The sequence below is a fragment of the Psychrobacter sp. Pi2-1 genome, assembly GCF_904846645.1.
GTDB lineage: Bacteria > Pseudomonadota > Gammaproteobacteria > Pseudomonadales > Moraxellaceae > Psychrobacter.
Map to the genome: position 1 here is coordinate 26,045 of NZ_CAJHBO010000022.1, position 20,547 is coordinate 46,591.

Genomic DNA, 20,547 nt, shown 5'->3' on the forward strand with positions numbered 1-20,547 from the left:
TTATAACAAGTTCATCATCTTATTCAAAAAGTCAGCCGCTTGTTTAGGCTGATTTTCTCGATATGCCCAATGGTGCTCGACATCATAGCTTGCTTCATCAGGCAGCAGTATTTTCATAAGGCCCATACCCTCATAACGCTTCGCTAAATCACGCGGCAAGTAGCCAACATGGTGGCCTGCAAGGATAAGCTGCGCTGTCGCCTCCATGTGATAAGTAGTCGCGCTTAATGTCTTGGGGCGAATATGATTAATATGGTGCTCTACCACATAGCCTCTTTTTATCCACGGATAGTTCTGTTCTAAATCCTCAAAAGTTAATCCGTCTGAGTTGTAAAACAATCTATGTTCGCGACCACAGCAGACCACTTGTTTTTCAACAAATGCTGGCTTAAAGGTCAGTAAAGGTGGAAAGCTGCCAAAGTATCCCACGCCAATGTCACTCTCATTACTTAAGAGCTTTTCTAACATGCTCTCAGGGCTTTGTACGTCGATAGAAAAGTGTATTAACGGGTTATTACGGTAGCTATTGGCTAGACGTTGTCTAAGCGCGTCATAAAAAAACTTGGGCATTTGATCAATCAAGCAAAGCCTGATGTGCCCGCCGTGAACTGAGTCTAATTGTTTAATATAATGCAGCTGATGTTGAAAGCTGGCGACTGATTCGGTAAAGCCCAAACATGCCTCGTAAACAGCGGCACCGTCCTCTGTTAGCTTAAATCCTGCTCGACCACGGTGACACAGCGTCATTCCTAAGCGATCTTCTAAGTGGGTTAAGTGTCCACTGATCACAGAAGTAGTGACATTCAAACGCGACTGAGCGGCCGTCACGCCTTGGCACTCTACGATAGCCATAAAGCTGCGTAGTGTTTTGATGTCTATCTTTATCAGTTCATCCAATATCAAAAGCGGCTCCTTATTTATTAAATCAATATCATCTTTTTTTAATTGATACTTCTTTTCATAAACTTCTGATAGTGACCTATAAGCGCACTTTACTACGAAAAAATAGAAGTTTACTTCTAAATTTTACCATGGTTCCTTCTCTTATATTTATGTATTGTCAATGGCATGTAGCAAATTGTGTACTTAAACCAAATAGAACAAGGAAGTAACTTATGACATTCAATCAACCATTAAGCGGCAACGATATGCCAAGATTTGGCGGTTTCGCTTCTATGATGCGTCTGCCAACTCAAGCCGATGCTGAAGGGTTAGATGTGGCGTTCGTTGGCGTACCTTTGGATATTGGTGCATCCAACCGTAGCGGTGCAAGATTGGGTCCTAGACAGATTCGTGATGAGTCAAGAATGATTCGTCCCTACAATGTGGCCACTCGCGCTGCGCCCTTTGAGTCATTACAAGTCGCTGACATCGGCGATGTGCCTATCAATACCTTCAACCTGCTAAAAAGTGTTGATATCATCGAAAAATTCTATACCGATAAAATCGTCAAACACGGTGCGATTCCTCTAACACTAGGCGGCGATCATACTATCGCGTTGCCTATCCTGCGTGCTCTTGCCAAAAAACATGGCCCTGTCGGTATGGTACATATCGATGCTCATGCTGATATCAATGATGATATGTTTGGCGAAAAAATCGCTCATGGTACGCCATTCCGCCGTGCTGTTGAAGAAAACCTCATCGATGGTAATCGTGTGGTACAGATTGGCCTACGTGGTACAGGCTATAGCGCTGAAGAGTTTGACTGGTCAACTGAGCAAGGATTCCGTGTGGTACCTGCTGAGGAGTGCTGGTACAAGTCATTGGCGCCGCTCATGGCTGAAGTACGCGAGAAGCTAGGTGATGGTCCTGTTTACTTGAGCTTCGATATCGACGGTATCGATCCGGCGTTTGCCCCAGGTACGGGTACTGCTGAAATCGGTGGTCTGACCTCTACTCAAGGTATCGAAATCATACGCGGTATGCGTGGCCTAGACGTGGTGGGCGGTGATTTGGTCGAAGTATCACCACCGTATGATCCATTTGGTAACACTTCGGTATTGGCGGCGAACTTATTGTTTGAGATGCTATGTATCCTACCGGGCGTACGCTATGACGACAAGGTTAAGGCGGTTTATTAATTGACATCATTTATTACCTCTATAATGAGCAGCCTTTGCAGCCAGTAATTAGTGACTAATAATCGGTATGAAAGAAAAAATACAAAGGTTGTTTTGAGGTATTGATAATTATCTGCATATTCAGCGAAATTTTTTAGGATGACTGACCCATGACCCAATTAACGCAAACGCCTTCTTCTTTGTCTGACACATCATCACTGACCTGCGGTGAGCTATTGGTGCAGTGGCTAGAGTATTATGGTGTAGAGACTGTTTTTGGTATCCCTGGTGTACATACGGTAGAGCTGTATCGTGGTTTGCCAAATACCAATATTCGTCATGTGACACCGCGTCATGAACAAGGCGCTGGGTTTATGGCAGACGGCTATTATCGTGCCTCTGGCAAGATTGGCGTATGTTTTATCATCACTGGCCCTGGTATGACCAATATTATGACGGCGATGGCGCAGGCATTGGCCGATTCGATACCGATGCTAGTGATCTCTAGTGTCAATAAAGTCAAAGACACGGGTAGTGGCGAAGGGCATTTACATGAGCTTCACGATCAGCAAGGCATGATTAGCAAAGTAGCATTGACGAGTAAGACCGTTTGGCAACCTGAATCGTTACCGAAAGTCATCGCAGAAGCTTTTGCCTTATTTAATGGCGCACGTCCTGGCCCTGTACATATTCAGCTGCCTATCGATGTCATCACCGCTGATGCGAGTCATGTTGCTAAGCCGCCTAAGTTAAATGCTGTAGCAAATAGCTTGAGCCTACCCCAGGTCACAAGACCATTGCCGAATCCAGCTCAGCTTGATTCGATTGTCGAAACATTAAAAACCGCGAAAAATCCTGTAATACTTTATGGGGGCGGCTGTGTCGATGTCGATCACGATGCACAGCGATTGGCAGAATTGATAGATGCGCCAACGTTTTTGACCATTAATGCCAAAGGTTTGCTGCCACCTGGTCATCCGTTAAGTTTGGGTAGCAACCAGTCATTAGACGCAGGCCGAGCCGTGATTACAGAAGCAGACTGGATATTAGCGATTGGTACTGAGCTTGGTGAGACTGACTATGATGTGTTCTTTAATGGTGAGTTTAAAATCAACGGCACGCTAGTACGTATCGACTGTGATGCTCAGCAATTGCAGCGTCCATTTAGAGCCAATATCGCGGTATTGTCTGACGCACAGATGGCGATTAGTGGTTTATGTAGTCGTTTAGAAGGGCAGACATTCGATCATCAAGCATTATCACGTGTCAATGAGGCAAAGCAGGCCATCTTAAAGGATGTAACGACAGACTTTGCGGGTCAAAATGCATTACTGAAGCTGATTAGAGATGAGGTAGAAGACGTCATTTTCGTTGGTGATTCAACGCAGCCTGTTTATAGCGGTAACCTTGGTCTTGAAGCCTTGGCGACGCGTAAATGGTTCAACTCATCAACGGGTTTTGGCACATTAGGTTATGGTTTGCCTGCTGCTATCGGGGCCATGGTTGGCTCAAATCTACCTGTCATCAGTCTAATGGGTGATGGCGGCATTCAATTTACGATTGCTGAGCTCATCTGCGCAGCCGAGCTTGAGCTGCCATTGATCGTTTTGCTATGGAACAACCAAGGCTACGGTGAGATACGTCGTTATATGGAAGAGGGCGGCCTACCATTGATTGGCGTCAATATCAAAACGCCAAACTTTGAGCCATTAGCAGCAGGGTTTGGCGCTGGCTATCGCAGAATAACCGATAAGCAGCAATTGCTAGACGCATTAAAGACAGACACTAAGGGTAAACAACCAATCATTTATGAGATTGATGAAGCAGACGACTTTCTAAAAGAAATGGCTAAGACAGTGACTTATTTTAGTTAAAGTAATACTGGCTCAAACGCCACGAATAATCACGAGACCGATAGTCACAGGTCTAAAAAAGACAAAAAAATGACAAACGCTGGTTACGCAAGGAAGCACGTTCATGACGCCCAATGCTAGAGAAATGTCAGAAAGTAGACATGAGCAAATACCGCGTTTGTTGACGGCGCTTGCTGCTGTCGTTGGTACGACCAATGTATTGACAAAATCTAGCCAACAGCAGTCTTATGTGCAAGGTGCGATTGAGGCTGTCACAGACGCTACCGTCGCAGTTGTGATACCGCACTCTCTTGTGGCACTATGGCGCGTCATTAATATCTGTGCCGCTTTTGATGTGATTATCATTGCTCAAGCGGCCAATACAGGCTTAACAGGTGGTTCAACTCCGAATGGAGATTATGATCGTCCACTAGTCGTAATCTCTATGCAGTTACTAGCCGGTGTGCATTTACTTAATGATGCAGCAGAACTGGTTGCTTTGCCAGCCGCTACTTTGCAGCAATTAGAGTCTACCCTTGCGCCATTAGGGCGTGAGCCGCATTCAGTACTGGGCTCTAGTTGTGTTGGTGCATCAGTGATAGGCGGCATCTGCAATAGCTCAGGCGGGATGCTAGTGCAGCGTGGACCTGCTTATACTGAGATGGCGTTATTTGCCAGGCGCAATGCATCAGGAGTGTTTGAGTTAATCAATCATCTGGGACTGGATTTGGGCACACAGCCAGAGGAAATGCTAGAGAACCTGCAAGCTGGCACATTTAGTAAGGTCTCAAATAGTACGAGCAGCAGTAACGCCTGCACCAACCATCATTATCAACACACAGTCCGTGATTGTGAGGCAAAGACACCTGCTAGATTTAACAATGATCCCAACGGTCTGTACGAAGCGTCTGGTTCAGCTGGCAAGGTCATTGTATTTGCGGTAAGGGTAGCGACCTTTGCCAAGCCCAAGCAAGAGCAAACATTTTATATCTCGACCAACGACGCTGACACCTTGACCACACTCAGAAAACAATGGTTAAAAAGCGAGTTGAAATTGCCCGTGTTGGCTGAGTATATGCACAAAGACTATAACGACATCACGATGCATTATGGCCGAGACACTTGTCTGAGTATGCGTAAGCTTCCTGCTAGTCAGATAGGGTCGCTATATCGACTACAAGCAAAGATTGGCTACTATCTAGATAAATGGCAGCTTCCAAAGACGCTACCAGATCGAGTACTGCAACTAACATCTAGGTTTATGCCACCGTCATTACCAGCTACTTTGAGTACGCAGGCGCTATCATATAAATACCATTTGATTATAAAAGTCGCAGATGGTTTTGTTAACGACTTTGATAATGGCATTAATAAAAATTCAGATAAAGATTCTAATAAAAATGATGGCAACAATATCGTCGCTGCGCAGACATTTTTGCAAAATCATATGCAGCAGTATAAAGGTGCGTTGCATGTGTGTACAGAGCTTGAATCGCAATCATTATTGGTATTTCGCAGTGCCGCGACCGCTGCCATGTTTCGTTATCATAATTTAAATCAAGATAAATTTGGCGAGCTGCTATCGACCGATATTGCCTTACCTAGAAATGCCGTAGATTGGGACGAGAATCTACCTGAACACTTGCAAAAACAAGTCAGCAAAACCTTTTATTTGGGGCATTTTTTCTGTCATGTCATGCACCAAGACTATTTATTGAAGCCTAAGACCAATGCCAAGCAATTCAAGGATGAGCTGCTGGCATTTTATGATAAACGTCATATTGAGTATCCTGCTGAGCACAATGTAGGGCATGTGTATCCTGCTAAAACTGAGCTACATTATTTTTATAAAAAACTGGATCCAACCAATTCGCTTAACCCAGGTATTGGTCAGACAGAGAAATGGAAAAACTGGCAATCATCGCCCATTAAGGAGAAATTAAATGACGAGTTATATGGATAAGTCGCAGCAGCCGATTTTAGGGAATAATACGGTTGATCCAGAAACGCCAAAAGCAGGACAGTGGCGTGCAGCAATGTGGAAGTTCCTATTGTTTTCAGCACTGGGTATTGCACTTTTTATCATACCGTTTGAGTGGGATGGTAAGGTCACAATTTTATTAGGTGTACTGACCGATACGCTACAAACCGTGTTAGGTGGATTTGTGGCCTATATTGCGATGGCGATAGTGACTATCTCCGCTCTTGGTGCACTGGCAGTCAAAGCGTTAAAGCCTAATTTGCATGAAGATTCACTGGTAAAAAAGCTCTTTGATGTTGATTGGTTTTGGCTGTCCACGCGTTTTTTAGGTATGTTGTTTGTTTGGATGATTTTCCTACAAGTCGGCCCCGAGTTTATTATCAATCGTAATACGGGCGGCGTCATTTTCGAAGATTTGATTCCTATTCTGATTCCGTTGTTTTTCTTTGCCATTTTATCACTGCCATTTTTGACTGATTTTGGCTTGATGGAATTTTTGGGTACTTTGGCCAGTAAAGTATTTATCAAACTCTTTAAACTACCTGGTCGTTCTGCGGTTGATGCAATGTCTTCTTGGTTTGGTGCAGCATCTATCGGCTTGCTAGTCACCATGCAAGAGTATGACAAAAGCTTCTATAGTCAGCGTGAAGCCGCCATTATCGCGACCACATTTTCCGTTACTTCTATCGCCTTTACCTATGTGGTTGCCAAAACCATCGGTGTAGACAATAACTTCGTCTTCTTTTATCTGACCATTGCGCTAACCGGTTTTATCGCTGCGATTATCATGCCGCGTATACCGCCATTATCACTCAAGCCTGATACGTATCACTCTGGCAAAAGCATGCTAGATGAAGGCATCCCTGCTGAATATACAACGTACCAGTGGGCAGTCAATCGTGCGGTTACTCGCGCGCATTCTATGCCAAGCTTAGGTAAAGTGTTCAAACGCAGCGTACACAATCTGTTTGATATCTATTTTGGACTGATTCCTGTTATCTTTGCGATTGGTACCATCGGTCTGGGCTTAGCAGAATACACGCCAGTCTTTAATTGGCTCGCGACACCACTTGTACCATTACTTGAGTGGTTACAGATTCCAGAGGCGGCAAAGGCTGCACCTGCCATGATTATGGGCTTTGCGGATATGTACTTGCCAGCGCTAGTCGGTAAAAGCATTGAAAGTGAGATGACACGATTTATCGTTGGTGCTGCTTCAATTACTCAGATTATCTACATGTCTGAAGTAGGTGCGCTGATTTTGAAGTCAAATATTAAGCTAAATGTATTAGAGCTATTTTTAATCTTTATCCTTCGTACGCTTATCAGCTTGGTAGTTATCACCTCAGTGGCGCATCTACTGTATTAGTGACGCGTCTAGTATTCACAAGGCGTCTAGCCTGACGATAATATACAAATGGTCGGTTTTTCTGTAGTCAGTTAAACCGACCATTTAGCCAATCACATTATGAACGTTACGCACATAAAAACAATTTGATCAAAAATATAAGGCGATTGACCATTATGGAAATGCTGAACTCTACAGATTTAACCAGAGAAACTGCCATACAAACGGCTCAAAACGAAGTTGTATTAAATGCCGCTTATATCAATGGTGACTGGGTTACGATTGAAGTATCTGAGACCGATTCTAATCATTCAAATAACCATGCGTTGTATGATCCAAATTCAGGCGAGGTGATTGCAACGACGCGCTTATGTACCAGTGCCTATGTAGAGCAGGCAGTTGCAGCGGCTGATGAAGCCTTTGCTGGCTGGTCACAGACTAGTGTAAGTGAGCGCGCCCGCTATCTAAATGCAATTGCAGAGTCTATGGAGCAGCAATTCGATAAGTTGGTTGGGCTGTCTGTATTAAACAACGGTAAGCCAATTGAAGAAGCAAAGATAGACGTCGGCGATGCCATTGCTTGCTACCGTTATTATGCCAACCTCATCACAGATCAGGCAACGTGGTCTAAGGTCTCAACGCTTGAGTCAGGCATACGCTTGTTAAAGACGTATGCGCCAGTAGGTATTTGTGCACTGATTACGCCTTGGAATTTCCCGATGGTGACAACCTCTTGGAAGCTAGCACCGGCACTAGCGGCAGGTTGTACCGTACTATTAAAACCGTCTGAGGTGATATTATTACCAGAGCTTATGCTAGGTAATATCTTATCGGAAATTGGCTTGCCTAAAGGCGTGGTTAATATTTTACCGGGTACTGCTGAAGTGGGCACTGCGATGACCAGCCATCCGCTGATTGACAAAGTATCGTTTACTGGTAGTAATGTAGTCGGCGAAAAGGTGATGGTTCAAGCAGCAAAAGGCATTAAAGACATTAGCCTAGAGTTGGGTGGTAAGTCTGCTATTGTGGTCTGTGCAGATGCTGATATTGACTACGCTTGTGATTTAATCATTGGCGGTATATTTACCAATGCAGGTCAGATATGCTCGGCCACGTCGCGTTTGGTTGTACATCAAGATATCGCTGAGCAGCTGTTTGACACATTAAAAGTCAAAACGGAAAGTCTGCAGATTGGTGATGGTTTTGCGACAGAGACGCAAATGGGTCCATTGGTGAGCGAGCAGCAACTGAACCAAGTGAAAAAGTACTTTGACATTGCCACTGCCGAACAGCTTATTTGCCTAACGGGTGGCGAGATAGTGAGTGGCTCGGGCTATTTTGCGATGCCAACTGTCTATACGGATGTACCAACATCCAGTCAGTTATGGACAGAGGAAGTGTTTGGCCCTGTATTGGTGAGTACTACTTTTACCGACGATGCAGAGGCAATTGCCTTAGCCAACAACAGCAAGTTTGCTCTAGCAGCAACCATCGTGAGCGCCGATGAGACTGCTGCGCTTGAGATGGCGCTACAAATAAAAGCCGGGCATATCTGGATTAACGAGCAACAAATCGTACTGCCAGAAGCAGGGTGGGGTGGGTTTAAGCAAAGTGGTATCGGCCGTGAGTTGGGCAGTGATGGTTTGTCCGCTTATCAGAAGAGCAAACATGTATTGTTGACCGATTAATTGGATTCTTAACTAGATTGTCATTAGCCACTGTAGAGGCCATTTACTAGCTATCAGCATGACTGTTGACTGACTGTTGACTGATTGTTGATAGCTAGATCGCGCCCTAGCATTACCTTTGTTTACCAGACCGTTTCTTATATTAACTTTACTGTCGCACCCATTCAGGATAAAATTGAGCAATCATTCAAGTTTTATAGCCGTGCCCATTTTCATATGAGGTCACGGCTTTTTAAATGGGGCACATTATGTCACGCACCGCACTTTACAACCGTCATGACGCCTTGGAGCGTGCGCTACAGCTTTTTTGGCAAAAGGGCTTTCATGCCACGTCTCTAAAAAATATTGAGCAAGCGCTCGATATGCGCCCAGGTAGTATCTATGCCGCTTTTGGTAATAAAGAAGGCCTGTTTCAAGAAGCGCTAGAATACTATGCGCGTTTAGGATTGACCGAGCTTGAGCGAGTGTTGAGCCATCATGAAACGCCTTTATTAGGACTAGCCGCTTATATACGTCAGCTTGGCGGGATTCGTGATAAGGCGTTACCGAGCCGAGCTTGTATGTTGGTCAAGAGCTTACTAGAGCTGGGTACGCGTGAGCAGACAGCGTTAACCAAGGTGGAAATGCTGTTGGCAGGTATGGAGACGCGATTTATAGAATGCTTTAGAGAAGCGCAGAATGTCGGTGAGATGGATAGTGAGCTTGACCCGGTTAGGCTTGGACGCCGCTTACAAGCAGAAGTCATGGGATTACGTGCCTTTGCACAGCGTGACATAGAGAGCTCGACGGTACACGCCCTTGCTGAAGATATGGCCTTATCTATAGAAGCACTGCGACTCGATGATTCGGTAAATGCTTAGCGGTATGATGTCTGGGTTTTGATACGGCGTATATCTCAGACGCTTACTTGGTAGATTCGAGCTGCTTGAGGGTATGATACCCACCATGTATACGAGTAAAAATAGTAACAGCGCAGGCAATAGCAAAGATGCCAGCAAGTAGCACAAAATGTTGCGGCCAAATACAGAGAGCAATAAACAGAGCAATAGTCTCAGTGCCTTCTGTGAGACCATTAAGATAATAAAAGCTTTTATACTTAAACTGAGGCTTGTCTAGTGCAAACTTTTCTGCAGCGATGGCAAAGGCCAAAAAGCTCGAACCTGTACCGATAAATGCCGCTAATAACAAGGCACCTGCAATAGCGTTTTGTTCAGGGTTGGCCAAAATAAACCCAAGTGGCACAGCGGCATAAAACAAAAAATCGAGGGTTATATCTAAGTAGCCGCCAGCGCTTGTGCTTTGCTGTGCGTAGCGTGCCATTGCGCCATCCAGCCCATCAAAGATACGATTCAATATAATTACTGCTAGCGCGCCATACCATAGCTCAAACGCGAGGAGTGGTAATGCCAACATACCAACCAAGAATCCAGCTACCGTAAGCTGATCAGCCGTAATACCGAGCTTATGCAATGTCGCTACTATTGGGGTTAGCAGCGGCTTGATGACGGGCGTAATAAACTTGTCTAGCATGCGAGCTGCCTTTTATATTTTGCTTGTTTTGATACTTTGACTGGGTATTTAGCGTTGATATTTGACTCTGATATCTAAAATTATCGTCCTACATAGATAACTTTGCCATTGGCTGCTTCAGCGTCACTTTGGTCGTGCGTGACCATAATAGCAGGCAACTTATGAGTACGAATCTGATCGAATACCAATTGCCGCGTATCCATTCTCAGTTGGGTATCAAGTTTGCTAAACGGCTCATCAAGTAGTATCGCTTTGGGCTCACTCAGCAGCGTGCGCAGTAGGGCGACACGTGCTTGTTGACCACCTGATAGATTATCAGGATGACGATCTCCCATCCCTTCTAAACCCACTTGCGCTAAAGACTGCGCTATTTTTTCAACTCGCTGTTTTTTATTTCCTTTTGGCATGGCAAAAGCAATGTTGCCTGCAACGGATAGATGCGAAAACAGCAGTGCGTCTTGATACAGTACACCAATACGGCGTAAATGCGCTGGCAGGTGAGTCACGTTTTCATCGTTTAACCACACAGTACCCGTCGCGGAAAAATCGTTCGCTAAAGTGCCTGTTAGCCAGTTCAGTAAGCTGGACTTGCCACTACCAGAAGGGCCCATCACGGTTAGGATGTCGCCACCAGCAATGTGCTCATTGATACTCAATAACTGCTCGTTTTGACGAAACAGTTGTAAGTCTTTTATCTGTAAAGATGATGGCATCAGGAACCCTTTATTTGCGTTTTTTACGACTGATTATTTTAATATTGAGTATTTTTAGTGGCTAGTTTTTTCATAACAGCTACTTTCACTACTTTTCTTATTCGTGGTCAACCTGCTACCGCGTGCCACTTCTAAAGAAGTATTTAGGTAGCACCCAAGCCAATATAAAACCGATGAGCGGTAGCGCCATTTGCATGATGGCATAGACGGCACTAGTGCGCCTACTGGCTCCGTTCGCCAGTGTCACCGCTTCTGTTGTGATAGTGGCAATACGTCCGCCACCCGCCAATAGAGTTGGCAAATACTGACCAAAGCTGATCGCTAGACCGAGAGCAATGGCAATTAAAATAGGAGCAAATAGCTGCGGCAGCTTTATCTGAAAGAATATCTTAATAGGAGCAGCGCCAAGGCTGGCGGCCACATGAGCGAAACGTGAGTCTAAGCGTCGATAACTACTGGCCAGTGATAAAAACACGTACGGTAGCACGAATAAAAGATGGGCAAACGCCACGTTAAAAAATTCTGATTGATAATTGGCCAACTGCTGTAACCATACTAAGCCGAATAGAAACGCAATACTTGGTACCAAGAGCGGTAAGTAAATAATAAAACTGGTGAAGTGTGACAGTGGTTTAGCACTCAATTGCTCAGCTTCCAAGCATAGCAAAGTCAGAAAAACAGCAAAGGCAGTACTGACGGCCCCAATGCTAAGCGTATTGACCAATGGTGTGCTCATTTGGGTAAAGGCACTTTGAAAATGTAGTAGCACGAATTGCTCTGGTAGCATCGCAGGAAACCGCCAAAATCCTGCAAATGCCCATAACACAAGACCAGCAAGTGACAGTAGCATAAAACCAATCACGCCTACGGTAAGCATAGCGGTGACTTTTTGCCAGATAGCGTCTGCATAATGACGTTTGCCATTAACTGACGAAACACTAAATATTGCTTTGATCGTTTTTTCGCCACCCAGCCAAAAGGCGACTAAACCTGCTGTCAGTACGAGTTGTAATAATGCGCCTGCTGATGCCTTAATACGTAGAGTAAGATCAACATCATTGAACCATTGTATGATAGAGACAGCAAGCGTTGGTGGTGTGTTAGGGCCCAATATCAACGGCATCTCAACGCTCGCACTGGCATAGGCCAACACGGCCAAAATCGGTAAACGTAGAAAAGGATATAACAGGGGCAATACCGCCTTAAAAAATGCAGTAATTGGGTAATAACCTAAATTGAGTGCAACGGTATATTGTTGGCGCAATTTTTTGCCAAGCTCAGGCTGAGCAAGCGCGCCCAGTGCCATTAATAATAAAAACGGCAGCTCCTTTAATGTTAAACCCAAGATGATACTGATACCGTATGGATCATGCGGAAACATACCATCGGGTGCCATCTCCCAACCAGTTAGCCACGGGGAGATGAGCCGTGCAAACATACCAGACGGCGCAATCAAAAACCCAACGGCAATGGCTGCAGCTGCATGAGGAATGACCAAGATAGGGCTTAGTAAGTGCTCAATACGCTGCAACCAAACACTGTTAAAAAACGCGGCCAATATCATCAGGGCAATGACAAAAGCGAGTAGGGTGCTGATAAGTCCTGTAGCAAGACTTAATGCAGCCATCTGCATGATGCCAGGCGTTTGCCACAGGTCTATAAACCCTTGTAGATTCAAGGTCGTTTTTTCTAGGGCAGGAAGCCAGCTCAGGGCAGGCAACAGTACACAGATGAGGCCACAGAGTACCGGTAGTATTAGTATGAGAATTAAGAGTTTGGGACTAAAAGACACGATACGCGTAAACAGGTCTTTCTTATCAAGCGTAATCGGTCTAGGGCTATCACCTTTTTTCGTTATTTTATCAAAACCTGGGCTCATGGACTCACCCCATAACGTGCTTGCCAGCCTTGCTGGATGGCCTCTACCCAACTTGGATGCGGCTCGCTTACCGTGCGTTTGACACTATCAAAGGGCAGGGCGCTTGGATGGGGCTGCTTGGTTTTGAATAATGCTTGTTGTGCAGGGCTAAGTGTAGATTGAACCAGTACGCTTTTGTCACCCCATACCGAAGGGGTTTGTTTTTTTGCTTGGGCTTCTGGACTCATCAAAAAGTTGGCTACTAATTGTGCCGCCTGAGGATGGCTAGCGTTATAAGGGATAGCAACAAAATGAGTATTGCTTAAGCTGCCGTCACTCATGGCATAGCTGCGAATGCTCTGGGGTAAGTCATAGCGCTGCACGGCTGCAGGAACTTCTGGTGCTGAAAAGGTAAACGCGAGACTCAGCTCCGTATCATCGACCAAGCGCCGCATCTGCGCACCTGTCTGTACAAACTGCTCGCCATTACGCCATAAGGTTGGATGAAAGTCATCCAAAAACGCCCATAGTGGATCTAATACGAGTGCGGTGTTTTCTTCAGTGGCAGGCAAGTTGAGCTGCGCACTAATGTCTTTACCCGTTTGAGCGTCTTGTTGCTCATGCAGCATAACTAAGACGTACTTTAAGAAACTCATACCTAAAAAATCAGGCGGTTTGGGGTAGCTAAAACGGCCAGGGTTTTGTGCTGTCCAAGTGGTCAGTTCAGTTAGCGTTGTTGGCGGTTTACTGGTCGATAAGCTGTCGTAATAGAACGTCAGAGAGGCTTGTCCCCACGGTGCTTCCATGCCGTTGGTCGGCACACCAAAGTCGAAATTTACAGTTGGATTATTCTCTGGGTCAGTCAACGCAAAATTGGGCAGCTTGTTTGCCCATTGCTTAAGTAGCAATGAGTTCTCACTCATGGTGGCAAAGTTAGCACCATTAATCCAGACCAAATCAACGCTGCCTTGATCGTCATTATGAGCAGATTTTTCTGCAAGTACACGACTGACTGCTTCACTGGTGTCGCTCAATTTAACATGGACTAAGTTGATATTGTATTTATCATCGACTTGATCGGCGACCCATTGTAGATAGGCGTTAATTTGTGGATCACCGCCCCATGCATAAAAGTAAACGTCTTGGTTGCTGCCTTGGGCTTCTATCTGCTGCCAAGGTGATAAGTCTTGGTTAATATTGGCAGTAGTTGGCGATGCTGTGCTCGCTGATATACCAATACAAATGCTCATCACCATAGCGTAGGTGCTATATCGCGTAAGACGTTTGAGCATCGGTAAAGTGGTAATAACGCGCATTCAAGTTTCCGTTATGATTTAAATGTTAGTAAAGCTGGTAAAGATTTCATAGTCTGCCATGTCAAACCAAACAGATACTACGAAATTTAAACCAGCTTTATTGGAGTCTTTTAACACTTTGCTACCAGTCGCGTCATTTAATGACGTTGATCAGCAAACTGCCCTTAATTAACTGATATTAACTAACTATCATTAATTAACCGCGACGCCAAGTATGGTATTTTTCTAACCAACTTAATACGGTCTCAGGGGCGTGAGCACGTTTCCACTCACCAGCGGCGTATTTGTTGCCTTCTGCCCAAGTAGGGTAGCTATGAATGGTGCCCAATATTTTATTAAGACCCAGACCGTGTTTCATGGCCAGTACAAACTCAGCGATTAGGTCGCCTGCATGTTCAGACACTACCGTAACGCCCAGTATTTTGTCTTTACCTTTTGGTGTGATGACTTTGATAAAGCCTTTAGCTGCGCTATCCGTAATGGCGCGATCCAGCTCTTCAAACTCAAAACGAGTAATCTCGTAATCGATGCCTTTATCAATGGCCTCTTGCTCGTTGATACCGACACGAGCGACTTCGGGGTCGATAAACGTAACCCAAGGAATGACGCGATAATCTACTTTAAACTTCTTCAGATTGCCAAATAAGCCATTGACTGCAGCGTACCAACCCTGATGGGCAGCGACATGAGTAAACTGGTAGGGACCGACAATATCGCCTGCAGCAAAGATATTGGGATATAACGTCTCGAGATATTCGTTGGTCACGATAGTACGATTGGTTTCGATACCTAGCGCCTCTAAACCATAACCTTCGAGGCGTGCGCTACGACCAACGGCACAAAGAAGCTCATCATACTCGATATCGATTTCTGTTTCATTGTGTTTGACGATAATGTATTTTTTACCATCACGCATCTCGCAGCGCATTGCTTGATGCGAAGTCAAAATATTGACACCGCTATCAGTGAGCGACTGGTGAGCAAAGGCAGAGACTTCGAGGTCTTCTTTACCCATAATGCGATCGCTCATCTCAATTTGCGTCACATTAGAACCCAATCGAGCAAAGCTTTGAGCAAGCTCGCTACCGATTGGACCACCGCCCAGTACTACTAGCTTTTTCGGAGCTTCTTCTAGTTCAGCAAACTTGGTCCATAGCGTGTCACTGGTTACGTAGCCCGTTTCTTCTATACCTGGTAGAGGTGGTACAAATGGACGGGCACCAGTGGCAATGACGATGGTGCGCGCTGTTAGGGTCTGCATGCCGCCGCCATTTAGCTGAATTTCTACTGTCCACGGGTCAATCAATTTAGCATAGCCTTTGACCACATCGACGCCCAGATTGGTATAACGTTCAACGCTATCGTGCGGGGCAATATCAGCCACTACTTGCTGTACGCGTGCCATCACTTTTTTGAATGAAAACTGCGGTACGGTGTTCTCTAGACCGTAGTTTTCCCCATGACGAATTTGATCAGCGATTTTTGCGCTCTTAATGATGGCTTTACTTGGTACGCAGCCATAATTTAGACAATCGCCGCCCATTTCACCTGCTTCAATCAGTGTGACTTTTGCTTTTACCGCTGCGGCAATGTAGCTTGTGACCAATCCGCCTGCGCCTGCGCCAATCACAATCATATTGCGATCAAACTTTTTAGGTTTGGTGTGGTTTTTATAAACACGGCGTTTTTTAAACATGTTCAACACTCCTTTTGCTATTAATGGGAAGAAACCTAATAAAGCAAACGAGACAATTAAGTTGAAAGATAAAATACCCGATAAGCTGTCTATCTGTGCCAGCTGTGTCCCTGCATTGACAAAGACAAACGTCCCAGCCAGCATGCCGATTTGACTGACCCAGTAATAAGTCCATGTTTTAATAGACGTTACACCCATCAATAGGTTAATCAAAAAGAATGGAAATATGGGTACTAGGCGTAAGGTAAATAAGTAAAAGCCGCCTTCTTTTTCGACGCCTGCATCAATAGCTGCCAACCGCTCAGGAAAGCGCTGCTTGATGGTGTCACGCAGTAAATATCGCGATGCCAAGAAGGCAATGGTAGCACCAATACTCGATGCAAATGAGGCAACGAGCAAACCTTGTACCAAGCCGAATAAAGCACCAGCTGCCAATGTCAAAATCGCAGCACCCGGTAAGGAGAGGGCAGTAACCACGACATAGAGCAAAAAGAACCCACCGATAATCAATAGCGGTGACTGCGCTTTGTATTCATTAAATTGCGCCATCGACCCTTTTAAGCCATCAAGCGTCAATAATTGATTTAGGTCAAAATAAAAAAAGCTTGCCGCTAATATCAATATTAATAGTATTAAAAATATTCTTTTAATCATGAAAAGTCCGGCCAAATAAGGGAGCGAAGGCTAAAATCGTAGTTATTACTACAAACTGTAGAATACTCATCGTCTGAACAACTAAACTTAAGTAACAATACTTAAGTAACTATAGTTGAGTAACGTGGCGATCAAATCGAATTGTCTGAATCGCCCAACTACGATAAAAAATTTAAGTCGGCAGTCTTAATAGTATATAAATTATGTCTTGCTGTCTGATGTTTATACTACTGTAGCAATAAGCACTGCCGCTGGCATTTATACTGGAGACGTATTTTTACCCAATGTTAGGGTGTCATAGTCTCTCATTAAAAACAGCGCTAAACAGGCTGCCAGCATTGGCCATGCAGCAAAGAACAATAAGTTATCAAAAGGCGTTAGATAAAGACCAAAAGATGCAAATGTAGAAGCGGCGTGTAGTAATAAAATGATGCCGTATGTCCATTTTTTGAATAGACCTATGACAAACGAGAAGATAAGAATGATTTGTAAGCTACCAATCAGGTAAACAATAGTGATGCCCAAGTTTTCTAGTGCGTAGAATTTAGCAAATACATTGACGGCATGCTCAGGATTTACGAATTTGTCGAGTGTCCAAAAGAAGAATACGATGAAAACACCAAGGCGAAGAAACAGTAGTGAGAGTGGCAAATGTTTTGGCATGGATTATCTCTGTTTGAGAAAAAGTAAAAGTGAATTGGAACAAATTAAGCAAATAAAACGGGCACGATGGCACCGAACTATCAGGTAACAAACATAGGTAAAATATGAACAATGTTGAGTGATTACTCAAAAATAAACAAAGTATTACCACAAAATGTACTAAAAACGCATTGTAGTGGTTATTGAATAACTGTTCAAGTTGATTATATCCATGTTCTGGCAATTACAGGGTTGGGTTACTTTCTTTAACCAAACCAGCAATGTTAGGTTAAAGAAGCCCGATTTGTGTACGTTTGATTGAGCCTATCGACACATTTAACGTTTATTTTGCGCTATAAAGATTTGCATAACCCATATAAACGCAAAAAGCCCTTTATAGAACATAAGTTCTATAAAGGGCTTTTGAGGGGATGCTTATAACACTATAGTAAAGCCAACAGCAGTAAAATAATGCCTTACCACATCAAGTCATCTGGAATCACATAAGCGGCATACGGATCATCTTCTGCCAATGCTTCTTCAGCAGTGTCGTTTGACACAACCATAAAGCCTTCCATTTTTGAATCGATACGATCCGCCAATGGACGAGGCAATAGCGCGTAGCTCTCTTCCAAGCGTGCGATAACCACATGACCGGCCACGATTTGATCATAGAGTTTCTGAGTGATAGCGATTTTTTTTACCTTGGACTCATCGACAAACTGATAGCTAACCTCACCTTCTGTCTCAGTAATTTGATGCTGCTTAATCATTTGGACGATATTGGCCTTTAATGCTTTCTCTTCCAATACGCGCTGTTTTTCTTGATTAAGCTTTTGATCCTTTTCTAGCTTTTGAGCTTGCGCCTCTGCCAACGCTTTTTTTGCTTCGACGCTTTCTGAGTCACCAGTACGCTTGGCATGTTGCGTTTGTTTGCTGATTTTTTTGGCCTTTTTGCTATCAACCAATCCAGCCTTTAATAATTGAGCCTGTAGGGCATTTTTTGCCATAATCCAATCACCTAAATAACGATACCGAAATCATAAATGCTAAAAAATACATTGTAGCAAACTTTGCTAGCGCATGTGGTCAGACGATGATAAGACTTTATATATAGCTAGATATCAGCCTGCGGTAAGCCAAGTACAAGGCTGTTAGTAACAAATTGCAATTATTGCAAAAGGGTTGCACACATCGCTGGATGAAGCCGTGTAAATTGGTTATTATCAAATGAAGAGGTAAATGTACTTTATAAGATAATTTTTAAAAGATAACTATTATGAAGTAAACGAAACATAGCCCGGTCAGAGAACATAAGCCAAAGAACATAAACCAAAGAGCATAGCTTGGTCAGAACTAACAAGCTGTATAGGATTAAATAATTAAATTTAAGGACAGATTATGACAACATCACAGCACATTTTGGCCTGTATTGACGGCTCGGCAGTGACTGAATCGGTTTGTGACTATGCAGCGTGGTATGCCAGTAAACTAAACGTACCTGTTGGATTATTGCATGTCAGTGACATACCAGCATCGACTAGACGGGATTTATCAGGTGCTATAGGCATAAATAGCCGTCAGTTTTTATTAGAAGAGTTGTCCCAATTGGATGAGCAAAGAGCAAAAGTCGTCAACAGCTATAGTAATGCATTGGTACAAGATGCAAAAAGCCACATTCAAAGCAGTTTCGCTGATGTCAATGTTCGCGTTTATCAACGCCACGGCAAGTTGCTTCCTAGTATTGAGCATTTCAAAGAAGAAAATCGTGCGATTGTGATGGGACGCCGCGGAGAGGATCATAAGAACAGTCGGATTAATATTGGTAGTCAGATCGAGACGGTCGCTCGTGGGTCAGATATTCCTATATTGATTTGCTCAGAGAAATTTGAAGAGCCAAGCTCCTATATGATTGCCTTTGACGGTAGTAAAACCTCTATTAAAGCAGCACGAATGGTGTCAAAAAGTCCACTATTAAAAGGTCTAAAAGGCCATATCGTGATGGTAGGCAATCATAACGACGCCGCCAAGCAAAGTATGAGCGCCGCCGCCGCACAGTTAGAAGATGCTGGGTTTGTCGTTGAAGCACATCACTTATCTGCTTCTGATGCGGTGGACGGATTGTTAAAGTTTCAGGTAGAGAACAATGTCGACATTATGGTGGTGGGTGCGTACGGACATTCGAAATGGCAGCAATTGTTTCTCGGAAGTACAACGACAGAAATTATCGCTAGCACGTTATCACCAGTTATTCTAGTGCGGTAATAACGTCATATATTTGTGTTTATCGTCTAGGGCGTATCCTCAGCTTTATATTGTGGGTACGCCCTAATCATTTAATACCTTTGGAATACTTTATGCTAATTAATGCAGATTTTTCACAACGTGCTTCACTGACTCCTGAAGCACATCAATGGATTAAGTCACCACAAAATGGTGTGGAGCGTGTCATGCTTGATCGTGTAGGCGCGGAGAAGGCTCGCGCTACTAGTCTTGTACGCTATGCGCCAAACTCTTACTTTCCGCACCATCTGCATCCAGGCGGCGAAGAGATATTGGTATTATCAGGCACTTTTTCTGCAGATGACACTCATTATCCAGCAGGTTGGTATTTACGTAATCCACCGTCTTCAGGTCATCGGCCTTATAGTGACGAAGGTGCTGTTATTTTCGTCAAGTTACGGCAAATGTCGTCTGACGAAACGCAGCACGTGGCTATCGACACTTATAATGATGCTAATTGGCAGCAACAAGGCAACCGTACTATCTGCCCGCTTTTTTCCGATGGGGTAGAGCACGTTAGTCTACAGCGTATCGATGCAGGCGAGTTATTATTCACTGAGACAGTTCATGGCGGTGCAGAAATATTAGTTGTAGCAGGCAAGCTAATAGAAGGTGAGCAGGTATATCAACAGGATAGTTGGATACGCCTACCGATAGATGCAAATGTACAAATAAAGGCAGGAGCAGAGGGCGCAACAATATATCTAAAAACTGGCCATCTTAACCATGTCATCGGTTTAGACATTGAAGAGGCTTGAATGACTTCGTTATTAATAGCTAGTTATTAAAACATACAGGGAGTTTCCTAAAAACTGTGTAACTGCTTATAATCCATTAACAGGAGAATAAGCAATGACTAACCAAAACGACATTAAAAAACTGGCCCAGCAGATGGCTGGTAGCATGAAAAGCTTCGATGACA

16 protein-coding genes are annotated in these 20,547 nt (G+C 44.1%); 8 read left to right on the forward strand and 8 right to left on the reverse strand.

The genetic code is table 11. The features are described 5' to 3' along the window. The gene (locus tag JMX91_RS11320; protein WP_227679394.1) at positions 1-903 is read right to left on the reverse strand and encodes a LysR family transcriptional regulator; all 903 of its coding nucleotides are present in this window, start codon (positions 901-903) and stop codon (positions 1-3) included. A 212-nt stretch (positions 904-1,115) separates the two neighbouring features. On the opposite strand from JMX91_RS11320, the gene speB reads away from it, so the two are divergent. From speB to JMX91_RS11350, 6 genes are all read left to right on the forward strand, one after another. Then, positions 1,116-2,084, forward strand: coding sequence for an agmatinase (gene speB / locus JMX91_RS11325; RefSeq protein ID WP_201549210.1), 969 nt, complete (start codon positions 1,116-1,118; stop codon positions 2,082-2,084). Positions 2,085-2,233: 149 nt separating this feature from the next. After that, positions 2,234-3,937, forward strand: a complete 1,704-nt coding sequence (locus tag JMX91_RS11330; RefSeq protein ID WP_201549212.1) for a 5-guanidino-2-oxopentanoate decarboxylase — start codon at positions 2,234-2,236, stop codon at positions 3,935-3,937. Positions 3,938-4,040: 103 nt separating this feature from the next. Beyond that, positions 4,041-5,879, forward strand: a complete 1,839-nt coding sequence (gene dld / locus JMX91_RS11335; protein ID WP_201549214.1) for a D-lactate dehydrogenase — start codon at positions 4,041-4,043, stop codon at positions 5,877-5,879. Then, positions 5,860-7,266 carry a YjiH family protein gene (locus JMX91_RS11340; protein WP_057760612.1) on the forward strand — a complete coding sequence of 469 codons (1,407 nt, stop codon included), beginning with the start codon at positions 5,860-5,862 and terminating at the stop codon, positions 7,264-7,266. The genes dld and JMX91_RS11340 overlap by 20 nt, the downstream gene beginning before the upstream one ends. Before the next feature lie 155 nt (positions 7,267-7,421). Then, on the forward strand, positions 7,422-8,933 hold the full coding sequence (locus JMX91_RS11345) for an aldehyde dehydrogenase family protein (protein WP_227679395.1): 1,512 nt from the start codon (positions 7,422-7,424) through the stop codon (positions 8,931-8,933). Between the two features lie 248 nt (positions 8,934-9,181). Continuing rightward, complete coding sequence (locus JMX91_RS11350; protein WP_201549216.1) at positions 9,182-9,793, forward strand: TetR/AcrR family transcriptional regulator; 612 nt, start codon at positions 9,182-9,184, stop codon at positions 9,791-9,793. 43 nt (positions 9,794-9,836) lie between these two features. Here the strand turns inward: JMX91_RS11350 and JMX91_RS11355 are convergent, their stop codons facing one another. The 7 genes from JMX91_RS11355 to JMX91_RS11385 all read right to left on the reverse strand — a co-directional run bounded on the left by JMX91_RS11355 (position 9,837) and on the right by JMX91_RS11385 (position 18,352). After that, entirely contained in the window at positions 9,837-10,463 is a 627-nt protein-coding gene (locus tag JMX91_RS11355; protein WP_201549218.1) for a CDP-alcohol phosphatidyltransferase family protein, read from the reverse strand. A gap of 80 nt (positions 10,464-10,543) precedes the next feature. Next, complete coding sequence (locus tag JMX91_RS11360) at positions 10,544-11,176, reverse strand: ATP-binding cassette domain-containing protein (protein ID WP_201549220.1); 633 nt, start codon at positions 11,174-11,176, stop codon at positions 10,544-10,546. Between the two features lie 115 nt (positions 11,177-11,291). Further along, on the reverse strand, positions 11,292-13,055 hold the full coding sequence (locus JMX91_RS11365; protein WP_201549222.1) for an ABC transporter permease: 1,764 nt from the start codon (positions 13,053-13,055) through the stop codon (positions 11,292-11,294). Next, positions 13,052-14,350 (reverse strand): ABC transporter substrate-binding protein, encoded by a 1,299-nt coding sequence (locus JMX91_RS11370; RefSeq protein ID WP_201549223.1) that lies wholly within the window; start codon positions 14,348-14,350, stop codon positions 13,052-13,054. Before JMX91_RS11370 ends, JMX91_RS11365 begins: the two co-directional genes overlap by 4 nt. Positions 14,351-14,546: 196 nt before the next feature. Then, entirely contained in the window at positions 14,547-16,595 is a 2,049-nt protein-coding gene (locus tag JMX91_RS11375) for an FAD-dependent oxidoreductase (protein WP_265089199.1), read from the reverse strand. A gap of 363 nt (positions 16,596-16,958) precedes the next feature. Continuing rightward, complete coding sequence (locus JMX91_RS11380; protein WP_201549225.1) at positions 16,959-17,363, reverse strand: hypothetical protein; 405 nt, start codon at positions 17,361-17,363, stop codon at positions 16,959-16,961. A gap of 455 nt (positions 17,364-17,818) precedes the next feature. Next, the gene (locus JMX91_RS11385; RefSeq protein ID WP_102078489.1) at positions 17,819-18,352 is read right to left on the reverse strand and encodes a DUF2058 domain-containing protein; all 534 of its coding nucleotides are present in this window, start codon (positions 18,350-18,352) and stop codon (positions 17,819-17,821) included. A 391-nt stretch (positions 18,353-18,743) separates the two neighbouring features. On the opposite strand from JMX91_RS11385, the gene JMX91_RS11390 reads away from it, so the two are divergent. Both JMX91_RS11390 and JMX91_RS11395 read left to right on the forward strand, forming a co-directional pair. Then, positions 18,744-19,607, forward strand: a complete 864-nt coding sequence (locus JMX91_RS11390; protein WP_057760594.1) for a universal stress protein — start codon at positions 18,744-18,746, stop codon at positions 19,605-19,607. 92 nt (positions 19,608-19,699) lie between these two features. Next, complete coding sequence (locus JMX91_RS11395; RefSeq protein WP_201549226.1) at positions 19,700-20,383, forward strand: cupin domain-containing protein; 684 nt, start codon at positions 19,700-19,702, stop codon at positions 20,381-20,383. Positions 20,384-20,547 lie beyond the last annotated feature (164 nt).